Origin of the sequence: Halomonas caseinilytica, assembly GCF_001662285.1 — a bacterium.
GTDB lineage: Bacteria > Pseudomonadota > Gammaproteobacteria > Pseudomonadales > Halomonadaceae > Halomonas > Halomonas caseinilytica.
Genome location: NZ_BDEO01000012.1, coordinates 96214 through 111719 on the forward strand (window position 1 = coordinate 96214; position 15506 = coordinate 111719).

The 15506-nt window shown below is 62.5% G+C and carries 13 protein-coding genes; 3 read left to right on the forward strand and 10 right to left on the reverse strand.

The annotated features are described in order from the left end of the window. Nucleotides 1-27: 27 nt before the first annotated feature. The 8 genes from HSDC_RS14165 to HSDC_RS14200 form a co-directional block, all read right to left on the reverse strand. On the reverse strand, nucleotides 28-1530 hold the full coding sequence (locus HSDC_RS14165; protein ID WP_064700596.1) for a CoA-acylating methylmalonate-semialdehyde dehydrogenase: 1503 nt from the start codon (nucleotides 1528-1530) through the stop codon (nucleotides 28-30). 23 nt (nucleotides 1531-1553) lie between these two features. Then, nucleotides 1554-2456 (reverse strand): myo-inosose-2 dehydratase, encoded by a 903-nt coding sequence (iolE, locus tag HSDC_RS14170; RefSeq protein WP_064700597.1) that lies wholly within the window; start codon nucleotides 2454-2456, stop codon nucleotides 1554-1556. Nucleotides 2457-2546: 90 nt separating this feature from the next. Continuing rightward, nucleotides 2547-4394, reverse strand: a complete 1848-nt coding sequence (gene iolD / locus HSDC_RS14175) for a 3D-(3,5/4)-trihydroxycyclohexane-1,2-dione acylhydrolase (decyclizing) (RefSeq protein WP_064700598.1) — start codon at nucleotides 4392-4394, stop codon at nucleotides 2547-2549. Nucleotide 4395: 1 nt separating this feature from the next. Continuing rightward, on the reverse strand, nucleotides 4396-6342 hold the full coding sequence (locus HSDC_RS14180) for a bifunctional 5-dehydro-2-deoxygluconokinase/5-dehydro-2-deoxyphosphogluconate aldolase (protein WP_064700599.1): 1947 nt from the start codon (nucleotides 6340-6342) through the stop codon (nucleotides 4396-4398). A gap of 98 nt (nucleotides 6343-6440) precedes the next feature. Next, entirely contained in the window at nucleotides 6441-7238 is a 798-nt protein-coding gene (locus HSDC_RS14185; RefSeq protein WP_064700600.1) for a TIM barrel protein, read from the reverse strand. Nucleotides 7239-7252: 14 nt separating this feature from the next. Then, nucleotides 7253-8104 (reverse strand): ATP-binding cassette domain-containing protein, encoded by an 852-nt coding sequence (locus HSDC_RS14190; protein WP_064700601.1) that lies wholly within the window; start codon nucleotides 8102-8104, stop codon nucleotides 7253-7255. A 1-nt stretch (nucleotide 8105) separates the two neighbouring features. After that, complete coding sequence (locus HSDC_RS14195) at nucleotides 8106-9230, reverse strand: ABC transporter permease (RefSeq protein ID WP_064700602.1); 1125 nt, start codon at nucleotides 9228-9230, stop codon at nucleotides 8106-8108. A gap of 52 nt (nucleotides 9231-9282) precedes the next feature. Beyond that, complete coding sequence (locus HSDC_RS14200) at nucleotides 9283-10221, reverse strand: sugar ABC transporter substrate-binding protein (RefSeq protein WP_064700603.1); 939 nt, start codon at nucleotides 10219-10221, stop codon at nucleotides 9283-9285. Between the two features lie 207 nt (nucleotides 10222-10428). On the opposite strand from HSDC_RS14200, the gene HSDC_RS14205 reads away from it, so the two are divergent. The 3 genes from HSDC_RS14205 to iolB are packed head-to-tail and all read left to right on the forward strand — an operon-like array spanning nucleotide 10429 to nucleotide 13164. Next, the gene (locus tag HSDC_RS14205) at nucleotides 10429-11292 is read left to right on the forward strand and encodes a MurR/RpiR family transcriptional regulator (protein WP_064700604.1); all 864 of its coding nucleotides are present in this window, start codon (nucleotides 10429-10431) and stop codon (nucleotides 11290-11292) included. 44 nt (nucleotides 11293-11336) lie between these two features. Continuing rightward, complete coding sequence (gene iolG, locus HSDC_RS14210; RefSeq protein ID WP_064700605.1) at nucleotides 11337-12332, forward strand: inositol 2-dehydrogenase; 996 nt, start codon at nucleotides 11337-11339, stop codon at nucleotides 12330-12332. Between the two features lie 28 nt (nucleotides 12333-12360). Next, a complete protein-coding gene (gene iolB / locus HSDC_RS14215; protein WP_064700606.1) occupies nucleotides 12361-13164 on the forward strand; it encodes a 5-deoxy-glucuronate isomerase in 804 nt (267 codons plus the stop codon). A gap of 81 nt (nucleotides 13165-13245) precedes the next feature. Here iolB and HSDC_RS14220 read toward each other — a convergent pair whose 3' ends face one another. Together HSDC_RS14220 and gap are read right to left on the reverse strand one after the other, a co-directional pair. After that, nucleotides 13246-13989: a sulfite exporter TauE/SafE family protein gene (locus HSDC_RS14220; protein ID WP_064700607.1), complete on the reverse strand. Its 744-nt coding sequence runs from the start codon at nucleotides 13987-13989 to the stop codon at nucleotides 13246-13248. Nucleotides 13990-14064: 75 nt separating this feature from the next. Beyond that, nucleotides 14065-15087, reverse strand: coding sequence for a type I glyceraldehyde-3-phosphate dehydrogenase (gene gap, locus HSDC_RS14225; RefSeq protein WP_064700608.1), 1023 nt, complete (start codon nucleotides 15085-15087; stop codon nucleotides 14065-14067). Nucleotides 15088-15506: the final 419 nt, after the last annotated feature.

Below are 15506 nucleotides of genomic sequence, written 5' to 3' on the forward strand. Positions count from 1 at the left end.
GACAGCCTAGGGTTGGGTTGGCGTGCTTCAGAGCGTTGGCATTGTGAAGTGGTTGGTCTCCTCGCGAATGCCGCTCGGCCAGCGCTGGGTGATGGTCTTCATGCGCGTATAGAAACGAACGCCATCGGGGCCGTGCATGTGCAACGGGCCGAACAGCGAGCGCTTCCAGCCGCCGAAGCTGTGGAAAGCCATCGGCACCGGGATCGGCACGTTGACGCCGACCATGCCCACCTGAATCTGCTCGCAGTACTGGCGGGCAGCATCGCCATCGCGGGTGAAGATGGCAGTGCCATTGCCGAACTCATGATCGTTGATCATCGACACGGCCTCGTCGAAACTCGCCGCCCGGGCGATGGCCAACACCGGCCCGAAGATTTCCTCGCTATGGATGCGCATGCCAGGCTTGACGTGGTCGAACAGCGAGCCGCCCACGAAGAAGCCATCACCGCCCCCTTCGATCGCCGTCTCGCGGCCGTCGACCACCAGTTCGGCCCCCTCATCCACACCGGTCTGGATATGGCCCTTGACCTTTTCCAGGTGCTCGCGGGTGACCAGCGGGCCCATGTCGTTGTCCGGACCATCGACGAGACCCGGTCCGACACGCAGCTTGTCGAGCTCGGCGACCAGTTTGTCGCGCAGGCGCTCGGCGGTCTCCTCGCCCACCGGCACGGCCACCGAGATCGCCATACAACGCTCTCCGGCGGAGCCGTAGGCCGCTCCCATCAGCGCGCCGACGGCCTGATCCAGGTCGGCATCGGGCATGATCACCATGTGGTTCTTGGCACCACCCAGGGCCTGGACCCGCTTGCCATGTGCGGACGCCGTGGCGTAGATGGTTTCGGCGATCGGCGTCGAACCGACGAAGCTCACCGCCTGGACGCGCTCGTCGGTGAGCAGCACATCCACCGACTCCTTGTCACCATTGACCACGTTGAACACGCCGTCGGGCAGGCCGGCCTCGGTGAGCAGCTCGGCCAGACGCATCGGCGTGGAAGGATCCTTCTCGGAGGGCTTCATCACGAAGGTGTTGCCGCAGGCCAGCGCGATGGGGAACATCCACATCGGCACCATGGCCGGGAAGTTGAACGGCGAGATGCCGGCACAGACGCCCAGCGGCTGCATCATGGAGTAGCTGTCCACCCCGGTGCCCACGTTCATGGAATGCTCGCCTTTCTGCAGGTGCGGGATGCCGCAGGCGAACTCCACCACTTCCAGGCCGCGGGTCACTTCGCCCTTGGCATCGGAGAACACCTTACCGTGCTCGCTGGCGATCAACCGCGCCAGCTCGTCGGCATGCTCCTCGACCAGCGTCTTGAAGCGGAACAGGATACGCGCACGCTTGAGCGGCGTGATCTTCGACCAGGTCGCAAAGGCCTCGTCGGCAACATGTACCGCCTCGCGCGTCTCGTCGGCCGAGGAGAGTGCCACCTGCAGGCGCTGCTCACCGGTCGCGGGATTGTAGACGGGCGCGGTACGGCCGCTCTGGCTGGCCACGGGCTGGCCGTTGATGTAGTTGCCCAAAATGCTCATGGGAATGTCCTCTCGATGATCAGTCATTCGGTAACGGTCAATCCGGCCTCGGCACAGAAGCGCTTGAGGTTATCGCAGCCCAGGCGGGCATAAGTCAGCGGGTGTGCCACGGCAGGGTCCTGTTCGGCCTCGACCACCACCCAGCCCTCGTAGCCGCTGTCGCGCAGCCCCTTGAAGAGGGTGATGTAGTCGATGAAGCCGTCGCCCGGCACGGTGAACATGCCGTTCAGCACGCCGTCCAGAAAACTGAGATCGCGATTGCGGGCATCTTCCAGCACCTCGCGGCGAATGTCCTTGCAATGCACATGGACGATGCGCTCGGCATGTTTCTGCTGGACGGCGATGGGATCTCCCCCGGCACCCACCAGATGGCCCGAGTCGAGCAACAGCCCGACCGAGGGGGCGGCCTCGGCCATCAGCCGATCGACTTCCGCTTCGGTCTCGACCACCGTGCCTAGATGGTGGTGATAGGCAATCTGCACGCCCTGTTCGAGACAGTAGTCGGCCACCTGGTTGAGGCGCGGAATGAAGGTCTGCCACTGCGCTTCGTTCATGCCCGGACTATGGGAAAGCGGCACATCGCGCCGACCATGCACGCAGTGGCTGACCTCGCAGAACACCATCGCTTTGGCGCCCAGCGACTTGAGCAGGTGCAGGTGCGGCTTGATGGCCTCGATCTCTTCCTCGGCGCTGCGGGTCAGCAGCTCGCTGCTGTACCAGCCGGAAACCAGGGAGAGGTCGTGCCGTTGGAGGATCGGGCCCAGCACGTCGGGATCACGGGGAAACTTGTTGCCCAGCTCGAACCCGGAGAAGCCCGCCTCCCGGCCCTCGGACAGGCACGTTTCCAGAGGGGTATCGCCGCCCAGCGACGGCATGTCGTCATTGGTCCAGGTCAGCGGATTGATCCCCAGGCGTACGATGGACATGTATGAACTCTCCTTCATTGGGCAGGCCACACAGCCTGTCCCCCTTTTCAAGTAAACGGAAAAGTCGACGAACCATCAGGTAGTCGGCTATCAGCGGTGCTGGCGTCGCTTGGCCTCTCGATAACTTGCATAGGCCTCGTTGACCTGCTCGCGCATCGAGACTTCGGGCACTGCCACCTCCCACCAGGCACCACCTTCGGCGGTGCTGGGCAGAGGATCGGTGTCCAGGGCAATGACGTAAGTGGTCTCGGCTTGACGGGCACGTACCAGAGCGCCTTCCAACGCCTGGATGTCGCGTACATTCTCGGCCTCGCACCCCAGCGCACGGGCATGGGCAGCGAAATCGGTCTTGGGCGCGCCACTCTCGATGGTCAGGCAGTCGTCGAGCAGGTTGTTGAAACCGGCGCCGCCGGTGCCCTGTTGAAGGCGGTTGATACAGCCAAAGCCACGATTGTCGAGCACTACTACGATCAACTTTTGGCCCAACATCACTGAGGTGGCGAGCTCCGAATTGTGCATCAGGTAAGAGCCGTCCCCCACCATCACGAACACCTCGCGATCGGGGTGAGCCATCTTGACCCCCAGACCGCCCGCGATCTCATAACCCATGCAGGAGTAGCCGTACTCAACGTGATAGCTGCCGGGGCCGGCACACCGCCACAGCTTGTGTAGTTCTCCCGGCAGACCGCCGGCGGCGCAGACGACAGTACCATCATTACCGGCCTGCCGGTTCACAGCCCCAATCACCTGAGCATCAGTGGGCAACTCATGTCCCTCATCGGCAGTGACACGTGCCACCACCTCGGCCCATTCACGCTTGAGGTTATCGGCCCGCCCCCGCCAGGCGTCGGAGGGTCGCCAGTCGACCAAGCCGGAGCCCAGCGCTACCAGCCCATCGAAAGCATCGCCGGTCAACGGCAGGGCGTGATGTTTCTGGCTGTCGAAGCGTCCCGCGTTCAGGGCCACCAGGGTCAGGTCATCGCGTTCGAAGAGTGCCCGCGAGCCGGTGGTAAAGTCCTGCAGGCGGGTACCCACGGCCAGGATCAGGTCCGCCTCCCTGGCCAGGAGGTTGGCCGCCTCGCTCCCGGTGACGCCGATAGCCCCCACCGCACAGGGATGAATATCGGGCAAAGCGCCCTTGCCAGCCTGGGTCTCGGCCACCGGCACGCCATGCGTTCGGGCGAACTCACCAAGGCGTTCGCAGGCACCAGCGTAGTGCACACCTCCACCGGCGATGATCAGCGGTCGCTCGGCGCGGGCCAATGCGGCAATGGCCGCTTCCAACTCGCGGGGATCCGGCTGGGGACGACGAATACGGTGCACGCGCGGCGCAAAGAAGCTCTCGGGATAGTCGTAGGCGAAGGTCTGGACGTCCTGGGGCAACGCCAGGGTCGCTGGACCGCAGTGTTCCGGATCAAGCAGCGTGGCAATGGCCTGGGGCAAGCTGGTCAGCAGTTGCTCCGGACGGGTGATGCGATCGAAGTAGCGCGACACCGGACGGAAACAGTCGTTGACCGTGATGGTGGGATCACCGAAATGCTCCACCTGTTGCAGTACCGGGTCAGGATCACGGCTGGCGAACGTATCTCCCGGCAGCAGCAGGATCGGCAGTCGATTGGCATGGGCCAGGGCGGCGGCCGTGACCATGTTGGTAGCCCCGGGGCCAATGGAACTGGTAGCCGCCATCATGCGGCGTCGACCATTAGCCTTGGCGAAAGCGATAGCGGCATGCGCCATGGTCTGTTCGTTGTGGGCACGATACGTGGGAAGTGCCTCGCGGGCCTGATAGAGCGCCTCCCCCAGGCCGGCCACGTTGCCGTGACCGAAGATCCCGAACACTCCCTCGAACAATGCCATCTCACGGCCTTCGCATTCGATGCGCTGGACCGCCAGGTACTTGACCAGGGCCTGGGCCATGGTGAGTCGAACGGCGTTCATATCAGACTTCCTCCACTCTGGACGTGACGCTGTGCAGACGCTGCCATTCCTCGATCAATTCGGCGTAGTTGCTGGCAACCCGGTCGATCAGCCGGGCGTCGTCGATGGTGCCGGCCAGCCATTCGCGGCTGGGGCCGGCAAACAGGGTTCGCCCCACGGTGAAGCCCTTGCATCGGTCGTTACGGGCGGCGGCCGCGAAACCACGCTTCATGTCGTCCATCGAGGCATCCAGGCCCAGCAACACCACACCACGGCAATAGGGATCCTTGTCGTCGATAGCCCGGCTGACCGCGTCCCAGGCGGTATCGGACATGGCCGGCAACTTCCACCAATCGGGGCGGATTCCCAGGTTGTAGAGCCGCTGCAGGCTACGCGGCAGAGTGGTGTCGTCCACTGCCATGCCGGCCGGCGGGATCACCTCGATCAGCAGCTCCAGTCCATTGGCGCAGGCCGCCTGATAGAGCTGACGCAACCGAGTTTCCTGTTCCAGACGCAACGACATCGGGTCATCCGGGTGGTAGAACACCAGGCACTTGATGATGTGCTCGCGAGGCCAATGCCGCAGGCGGCTGCCCAGGTCGTCGCCATGCTGGAAACGTAGCGGTCGGGAACTCGGCAATTCCACCGGACGGCCGATCCACCAGCCCCTGCCAGTGGCGTCGTTGAGGGCGTCCTGGCCGAAGACGTCATCGACCAGGATCGCCGGCTTGTCGAGCCTGGTACGCCGCGCGCCCTCCTCGGCGGCCCGCACCAGCAGCTGCTTGAGCACCGGGATGCGTGTCGGGTCGGCTTTGACGTCGCGGGCCATGTCAGTGAGCTGGCGGCGATGATCGAAGGCCAGGCCACAGACCTGGGACCAATCGACGAGCGTGCGGGTAGTGACCCGATGCAGGTGGTTGAGGCGTTCGTCCTGGTCGGGCCGAGGCACCGCGTCGCGACGGCCCAGGTAGTCGAACAATTCCTCCTCGGTGGGCATGGCCGGGGCACAGCCATGGCGCGAGACCACCAGGGCGCCGCAGGCGTTGGCGTAGGAGGCGCTGGTCTCCCAGCTTGCTCCCCTCAACCAGCCCCTGAGCAATCCGCTCATGAAGGCATCACCGGCACCCAACACATTGAGCACCTCGACCTCGACGCCCTCCACCAGGATGCCGTCTTCGATACGCTCAGGGATCTCACCCTCGAAGACCACGCAACCCAGGGCGCCGAGCTTGCACACCAAGGTTGCCTCGCTGAGTTCACGCACAGCACGCAGTGAAGCCAGGGTATCGGTGCTCCCGCCGGCGATATGAAATTCTTCCTCGGTGCCAACGATCAGGTCAAAGTCGGAAAGCCAGGCCTGAAGATCGGTGGTCACCTTGTCGTCGGCGATAAAGCGCGTTTCACCATCGCCGGGGGTGGTCAGGCCCCACAGTACCGGCCGGTAGTCGATATCCAGCACCCGCTTGACGCCATGATCAGAGGCGGCGTCGAGCGCCTTGCGGCAGGCCCTGGCAGGGGTCTCGGCAGACAGGTGGGTGCCGGTGATGACCAGCGCCTTGGCACGGGCGATGAAGGCCGGGTCGATGGCCTCATGATCGATGGCCATATCGGCACAATCACGACGGTAGAACAGCAGCGGAAAGCTGTCGCGATCCTTGAGCGCCAACAACACCAGGCCGGTATGGCGCTCAGGGTCGGTCTGCAGGGCGCTGGTATCAACCCCCACGCGCTCGAGTTCCTCGCGCACGAAGTTACCCATCTGCTCATTGCCGACTCGAGACAGCATGGCCGATTCGAGGCCCAGGCGAGCGGTTCCATAGGCCATGTTGCCGGAGCTGCCACCGAGGTACTTGGCAAAGCTCGAGACATCTTCCAGACGGCTACCAACCTGCTCCGAATAAAGATCGACGGCGACGCGGCCAAGGCAAATCAGATCCAGCGGTCTGTTGTCGGGTTTCATCTCTTGCATAGCGTTTCTCCGCATCGCTTGTCGTATCACGCCCCGACGATGGCCGAGCAGCCCGTCCAGCCACTGCCCGGACGTCACGACGCTATCCAGTCAGGGAATTAAAGGGTGAAAGCATCCCGGAAACAGCGCAGGGCCAGCTCATCGTCACCGGAGGCCCAACCCTCCAGGCCGACCGTGCCTCGATAGCCGATCTCTTTCAGCGCGCGGGCAATGGCTGGATAGTGAATCTCACCGCTACCGGGCTCACAGCGTCCCGGAACATCGGCAACCTGAACCTCGCCAATATAGGGGGCACAGCAACGCACCAGCTCGATCAGGTTTCCTTCACCGATCTGGGCGTGATAGAGATCGAGCATGATCCGTATCTCCGGGCGACCGACACTCTCCACCAATGCCAGCACGTCTTCGGCACGGGCAAAGGGCACTCCAGGGTGATCAACCGTGGTATTGAGGTTTTCCAGCACGAACGTCACGCCATGTTGCTGGCCGAGATCCGCCAGGCGATGCAGTGTATCCGCCGCTCTTATCCACATGGGCCCGGTCATCTCGGCCCCCGGCTGAACCGGCAAGCCCTGACCGTCGAGACCAGTGCCGTGCAAATTGAGGCGAGGGCCCCCCAGTCGCTTGGCCACGGCGATCGACTCCCGGGCCGTCGCCACCAGCCGGTCGGCACCTTCCTGGTCCGCCAGGGTGCCCTCGAGATAGCCGGTCATGGAGGAGAACGTCGCGCCGGTAGCTGCCAGCGCCTTGATGTCGTGACGACTCCAGTCCCAGATCTCCACCTGGAAGCCCAGAGCATCGATCCGGGCGATCCTTTCGGTGATCGGCAGGTCGCGAAACAGCATCTCGGCGCAGGCAGCTAGGGTGAAAAGGGGCGCGTCGTGACATGAGTTCATGGCTGTTGCGCCCTTCACTGGCCGGCAGCAAGAGGAGGTCGGACACCGGATGTGTCGGCGGCGGCGCGCTCGGTGTCACTGCGCTGAAACTCGGCCAGCTCAGCATCCAGACTCTCCAGTTCGGCACCGCCGGCCATCATGTTGAGCACTTCCTCTCGGCTGATATCTTCCTTCCGGAAGGTGCCGAGACTGCCGCCACGCTTGAGCAGGGTGAAGGCGTCCGCTACCGGATAGGCGTGATGAACGTTGTGGGTAATGAAGATCACCGCCAGGCCATCTGCCCGCGCCTTGGCGATGTAGCGCAACACGACCGATGCCTGCTTGACCCCAAGCGCCGAGGTCGGCTCGTCGAGAATCAACACTTTGGCCCCGAAATAGACCGCTCGAGCGATCGCCACGCACTGTCGCTCACCGCCGGAGAGCGTGCCTACCGGCTGGCTGGGATCTCGCACATCGATACCGATCTTGCCCATTTCCTGCTTGGCGATACGGTCGGCCAGCTTCCAGTCGATACGCTTGAATGGTCCCCAGCCCACGGTGGGCTCGCGACCCATGAAGAAGTTACGAGTGATCGACATCAGCGGGATCATCGCCAGGTCCTGAAAGACGGTGGCAATGCCGGCATCCAGAGCATAGGCTGGCGACTTGAAGCGAGCTGGCGTGCCATCCAGCCGTATCTCGCCATGGGTCGGCTGATGGACTCCCGACAGCGTCTTGATCAGGGTCGACTTGCCGGCACCATTGTCGCCCAGCAGGCACATGACTTCACCGGAATGAACTTGTACCGAGATATCGCTCAGGGCGATGACACTGCCGAAGTGCTTGCTGACGTTGCACATCTCGATCATGGGCGTACGTTCGCTCATCTCACTTGGCCTCCATCGCCTTCTTACGCATGAAATTGTTGAAGAGCACGGCCACCAGCAGCATCACGCCGAGAAAAACCTGGAACCAGTCGGTATTGACGCCGGTATAGAAAATGCCCATCTGCACCAGGCCGAAGATCAGAGCACCGAGCGCGGCACCGATGGCCGAGCCATAACCGCCGGTGAGCAACGCACCGCCGATGACAACAGCGATGATCGCTTCCAGCTCCTTGAGCAGGCCACGAATGGTGTCCGCCGAACCGGTATCCATCACTTGGAGGCAAGCAAAGATCGTCGCGGACAAGGCCGTGAACATGAACAACGAGATCTTGACGCGGTGGACCGGCACGCCGGAGTTGCGCGCTGCATTGGCGTCCCCCCCGCTAGCGAATATCCAGTTGCCGTAAGGGGTGCAGAGCAACACCCAGGTCGCCAAGGCGGTAAGGGCCAGCCACCAGACGATGGAAACCGGGACACCGGTCACTACCGGGTTGCCGGCAAAGTTGGTGGCGATCCAGCCCTGCGAGGCCATCCAGGCAAAGAGCCCTGTCGCGACCTCCCCCGAGAAGAGGGCCGCAAACCAGTCACCCGGAATATGGTCGTGGATCCCACCGATCTGGGTACGGCCAGTCAGCAGGCGGCTGATACCGATCGCCAGGCCCCGCAGGATGAACAGGAACCCCAGGGTCACGATGAACGAAGGCAGCCCCGTCTTGTTGACCAGGTTGCCATTTATCCAGCCCACCAGAGCCGCGCAGGAGAAAGCCAGTATGATGGCCGCCCACAGGGGCCAGCCGTATTCCACGGCAGGGATGGCGATGAGAATGCCGGCCAGACCGATCATCGAACCAATGGAAAGATCGAACTCACCACCGATCATCAGCAGGGCAGCAGCGGTGGCAATGATCCCCAATTGAGCCGCCACTTCGAGGAAGTTGACGATACCCGCCGGCGTGAACATACCAGTGCCACTGGCAGCCACGATAAAGAACGCGAGCACCAGAACAGTACCGGCCAGGGCGCCCAGCTCAGGACGGCTCAACGCCCTCTTCCAGAACGAAACCTTCTGGAGACGCTCGTCTTGCGACTCCACCGCATCGGTTTGAGGGGATGCATTGGACTTCATGATGGTCGACTCCCGGAGCCCGTCAGACGGGCCCTTGCATGCATGATGATGTTCAGCGGATGCCCTGCTCGCTCAGCTCGAGGACCTGAGCGGCGTTGTCCGGAGTGACGAAGCCGGGACCGGTAGGAACGTCGCCGGCCGGCAGCAAGCCATTCCTGGCGAACTGATCAAGGAACATCACCGGCAAGTAGCCCTGCAGGTATTGTTGCTGGTCGATGGCAAAATCCAGTTCATCTGCCTCGAGAGCCTCGAGGATGCCGGGAGAGAGATCGAAGGTGCCAAGGGTGAACATGTCGGTGGCGCCTTGCTCTCGCATGGCCTGGAGCATGGGTTCGGCAGCCACTGCCCCCAGCGTCAGGATGCCGCGCACATCACTGTTCTCGTTGAGATAGGCAACGATGGAATTGCGGATCGACGTCGGATCATAGGTAGTGGCCAACTGCTCGGCACTGCCATCAAACCCCTCGAGAAAGCCGTCGCAACGCTGGTCGAGGCCCTGGTTACCCTGCTCATGGTTGACACAGATCGCCTTCTCGACGCCCATCTCCTGCATGCGCTCAGCGGCCTGTTTGCCTGCCTCATACTCGCTCTGGCCGACATGCAGACGACTCCCATACTTCTGCGCGACATCGCCTCCAGAGTTGATGGTGATCACTGGAATGCCGTTGTCGGAGGCCTCTTGGACGATGCTTCCCAATGCATCTTCATCAGTGAAAGAGACAATCAGGCCATCCGGGTCGGAGGCCACAGCCGCCTCGACCAGTTGCTGCATCTTGGCCATGTCGAAGGTCGACGGGGCGCGATACTCCAATTCTGCTCCTACCGTGTCAGCAGCCGCTTCGGCACCGTTCTTGACTACGGACCAGAAGGGGTCGGAGGGAACGCCATGGGTCACCATGACGAAGCGGTTCTCTTCTTGTGCCTGTACTGTTCCGGCCATGAGCGCCACCGCGGTGGTCGAGGCCAGCAGCCAATGTGATAGACGTGCCATGGATGAAATTCCTCTCTCGATTATCGTTGTGTGGAAGCAACATTCAGCGCAATGACGTGATGGAATATAGGTTCCATTTCCAAAAACAACAAAACAAAATATTCCATACTTTGGTATTAATAGAATATATGTTCCATTTAACCTAGACTGCCCCGAGATGAACGCACCGGAAGTCAACGTCCTTGCGGCGAAGACGAGGATCCCCACATGAATCAGACACCCCAGGATTTCGAGGAGCTGGAAACCCGCATCACGGCAGACTACCCGGCCCTGAGCCGCCGTTTGCAACAGACTGCACGCTTCCTGCTCGACCACCCCCGGGAGGTGGCCTTCGCTACCGTTGCTCAGCTCGCCAAGCAGGCCGATGTGACACCCTCGACCCTGATCCGCTTCGCCAACAGTTTCGGGTTCACTGGCTTCTCCGAGATGCAACGGCTGTTTCGCTCGCGACTGGTGGACGAGTTGCCCAACTACAACGAGCGTATCCACGCTGTGCGATCCGCCACCGGCGAGACCCCGGACAGCACCCAGTTGCTCTGGGAGTTTGCCGATGCCAATCGAGAGGTGCTGGAACAACTGCCGAGTCGCATTGATCCGCGCCACTTGGAGCGCGCCTTGGACATCTTTGAGCAAGCCAGCGCCATCCACGTGATGGGGGCGCGACGCAGCTTCGTGGTGGCCAGTTACATGACTTATGCGCTGCATCACATCGACAAGCGCACCTTCCTGGTCAATGGCCTGGGGGGAATGTATGACGAACAACTCAAGGCTATTGGCGATAACGATGCCTTGCTGGTGGTGAGCTTCTCGCCCTATGCCCAGGAAACACGTGAACTGGCAGACGAGGCCTGCAAGCGCGGAGTCCCACTGGTGGTGATCACCGACTCCAATCTCAGCCCCCTGGCCCGCATCGCCGACGTTTCGCTGGTGGTGCACGAAGCGGAGGTCAAGAGTTTCCGCGGCCTGACCGCTTCGCTGTGCCTGACCCAGACCCTGGCTATCTCACTGGGCATGCGCCAGGACAAGGCCAGGGATCACTCCTTGTCTGACAGCGATGCGGGGCAAGTGTGATCGGACAGTACACGACCATTCACCGATAACGAGAGGACACCGCCATGAGACTCGCCCTGATCGGCGCCGGGCGTATCGGCAAGGTTCATGCCCGGACCATCGACGAGCATCCCGAGGCCACCCTGGCCGCCGTGGCTGACTTCCATGCTCCGACTGCCGAGGCCCTGGCCGCCGAATACGGCGCCCGGGCACTCGATGCCGATACCATCTTCGAAGATGACGAGATCGATGCCGTACTGATCGCCTCGAGCACACCGACCCATGCCGACTATCTGGAACGCGCCGCTCGCGCCGGCAAAGCCGTGCTCTGCGAGAAGCCCATCGCTCTCGACCTGGCCCGCACCGTCGAGGCACTCCGGGTGCTGGAGTCGCATCCGGTGACCTGCGCTCTGGGGTTCAATCGCCGTCATGACCCGCAATTCGCCGCCCTGAAGCGTGCCGTGATGGAAGGTCGGATCGGTAATCTCGAGACACTCACCATCATCAGCCGCGATCCGGCACCGCCACCCACCGAATACATCGGCGCCTCTGGCGGCATATTCCGTGACATGACAATCCATGACTTCGACATGGCCCGCTGGCTGCTGAATGAACCCATCGCCGAGGTTCACGCCGAAGGAAGTTGTCTGATCGACCCCGGCATCGGCGCAGTCGGCGACGTGGATACCGCCATGGTCACCTTGATCACCAACAGCGGCCGGCTCTGCCATATCAGCAATTCACGACGCGCCAGCTACGGCTACGACCAGCGTATCGAGGCCTTCGGTAGCGCCGGCATGCTCCAGGCGCAGAACGAGAGCGACACCCGACTGCGCTTCACCGGCGAGCCCGGCCAGGTAGAAGACAAGCCCAAGTGGTTCTTTCTGGAACGCTATGCCGAGGCCTATCGCCACGAGATCGACGACTTCATCGATGCCTGGAGACAACAACGCGCACCGTTGGCCGGCGCCAACGATGGTCTCCAGGCACTGCGCCTGGCCGAAGCAGCCGAACGCTCGCGCCACGAAGGCCGCCGCATCACGCTTGACGAGATCGGCTGAGACCCACGACAACTCGAGGAGAGTCACGATGACTTCGCTACTGGTTCGCCCGAACGAACCCGATACTCAAGGCAAGGTTCTGGAGGTCACGCCAGCATCCGCCGGCTGGGATCATGTCGGCTTTCGCGTGCACAAGCTGACCCAAGGACAGCAGATCGAAGGCAACACCGGCAACCGCGAACACTGTCTGGTGCTGCTCTCCGGCCGGGCCTCCGTGACCAGCGGTGAACACCGCTGGGAGGATATCGGTGAACGCATGGATATCTTCGAGAAGGTACCGCCTTACGCCGTCTATCTTCCCGATGGCGTGGAGTTCAGCGTGGACGCCACCACCGACATGGAATTGGCGGTGTGCAGCGCTCCCGGGCACGGCAACCATGAACCACGGTTAATTGCCCCCCACCAGATCAAGCAAAGCACCCGTGGTGGCGGCACCAACACCCGACACATCCAGGACATCCTGCCGGAGACCGAGCCGGCCGACAGCCTCCTGGTGGTGGAGGTCTACACCCCGGCGGGCAACTGGTCCAGCTACCCGCCCCACAAGCATGATGTGGACAACCTGCCGGAAGAGTCGATTCTCGAGGAAACCTATTACCACCGTCTCAATCCTTCCCAGGGTTTCGCTTTCCAGCGCGTCTATACCGACGACCGCTCGCTGGACGAAACCATGGCGGTGGAAAACGGCTGCTGCGTGATGGTGCCTCGTGGCTATCACCCAGTGGGCGCACCACATGGTTACGAGCTCTATTACCTCAATGTGATGGCCGGCCCCAAGCGACAGTGGAAGTTCCAGAACGACCCGGCTCACGAATGGATCGTCAGGCAGTAGGCTCTCTCGCGTCCTGTCCAGACGTCTCTTCCCCCGCTCCGGCGGGGTTTTTTTGCCCGCGCCAACGCGACGTCACCACTCCTACGAGAGCGCCTTGACGATCAATTGCACGCCGACGATGGCCATGGCCAGGATCACCAGCCGATAGAACAGCCGCTCGTTGACCCGATGCTGTAACCAGAGACCACTGCGCACGCCAAACCAGGCCACCGGCACCAGCGCCAGCGAGGCCCAGGCGCTGGTCAGGTTGATCTCGCCGAGCCACAGGTACGGCGGCAGCTTCATCAGGTTGACCGCGGCGAACGACACAGTGCAGGTGGCAATGAAGGCGCGCTTGGAAAGCCGACGTGGCACCAGGTAGAGGTTCATCGGCGGCGCCCCGGCATGGGCGAGAAAGCTGGTCAGTCCCACGCCCATGCCCGCCGGCCAGGCCCAGAGCGCGTGGATGGGGCGCGATGCCCCCGGCTTGACGATCATGTAGGCCACGAACAGCAGCGACACCACGCCCAGCAACAGCCGAACATGGTTTTCGTCGAGCGAGCCGATCAAGAGCGTGCCGGCCACGACCCCCAGGGCCATGCCGGGCACGAGACGGCGCACCTCGCGCGCATCGTGTTCTCCCCACCAGGCCTCGACCGCGAACAGGTCCATGACCAGCAGCAACGGCAGCAACAGGCCGGCTGCCTCGATGGGACCGATGGCCAAGGCCATCAAGGGCACCGAGAGCGTCCCGAAACCACCTGCAAAGCCGCCCTTGGACACCCCGGTCAGGTAGGTGGAGACAATGATCAGCGTCCAGGTCAGCCAGCCGTAATCGGGCAGCATGCATGCCTTCCTTGCACAAGACGACGCCGGGGCGGCAACCGCCCCGGCGTCGGGTCGTTCGAGCGGGAACGAGCGTCAGGCGACGTTACGCTCGCCGTTGCTCGCGGCGTGCATGGCCAGGGCGGTATCGAGCATGCGATTGGAGAAGCCCCACTCGTTGTCGTACCAGGCCATCACCTTCACCAGACGCCCGTTGACCCGGGTATGGTTGGCGTCGAATGTAGACGAATTAGCATCGTGATTGAAGTCGATGGACACCAGCGGCTGGGCGTTGACGCGCATGACCGGCGATGCCGCCGCAGCTTCTTCGACGGCTGCATTGATTTCCTCGATGCTGGTTTCCCGCGAGGCGGTGAAGGTCAGGTCGACCAGGGAAACGTTGATCACCGGCACGCGCACCGCCAGGCCATCGAGACGCCCATTGAGCTCCGGCAGCACCAGGCCCACGGCTGCTGCCGCACCGGTCTTGGTCGGAATCATCGAGTGGGTAGCGCTACGGGCGCGATAGGGATCCTTGTGATAGACATCGGACAGGTTCTGGTCATTGGTGTAGGCATGCACCGTGGTCATCAGACCGGTTTCGATGCCGACACGGTCGTGCAGCGCCTGAGCGACCGGAGCCAGGCAGTTGGTGGTGCAGGACGCATTGGAGACCACCTTGTGTTCCGAGGTCAGGACGTCCTCGTTGACGCCGTACACGATGGTCGCATCGGCATCCGGGCTGGGCGCTGACACCAGCACGCGCTTGGCGCCGGCGGTGATGTGCTGGGCGGCGGCTTCACGCTTGGTGAACAGGCCGGTGCATTCCATGACCAGATCGACGCCGAGATCCCCCCAGGGCAACTTCGACGGATCGCGCTCGGAGAGGATCTCGATGCGCTGGCCATCGACGCTGAGGCTCGACTCGTCGTGCCCCACCTCGAAGGGGAAGTGACCATGGACCGTATCGTGGCGCAGGAGGTGCGCGTTGAGGGCGGGATCTCCCAGGTCATTGATGGCCACGACGCGTACGCGGTCGCGATACCCCCCTTCATACAGCGCACGCAGGACATTGCGGCCGATTCGACCAAAGCCGTTGATGGCGATCTTGAGTGTCATGGTGTCGTCCTCGCGATTCGGTACCGTACTCATGGATATGGCTGAGCCGATGGGCGGAAAGGCACCGGGGCGATCCGAGATGCCCGGACCGGACAGGCCGACGGCTCATGTTTCCCTCCAATGTGAATCACGCGAGCGCCAGACACAAGCCATTTTTAGTAACTTTACAACAAAATATGGTGCCACTTGTCATCGCACCCCACGCAACCTGCGGTAAGAAAAGCAAAAATCCGGACAACTCAGCGCCAGCGTCGTATTCCCAGACCTTAGTCGAAAGACAAGCTCTTAGTAAAAAAACCACACATGAGCTATGGTGACAGGATTCTGCACCACCGAATGGCCGACACCTTTCACACGGCCCACAGGAGACTCCGGCATGCCCCATTCCGCCCTACCCGCTCGCCGCACCAAGATCGTCG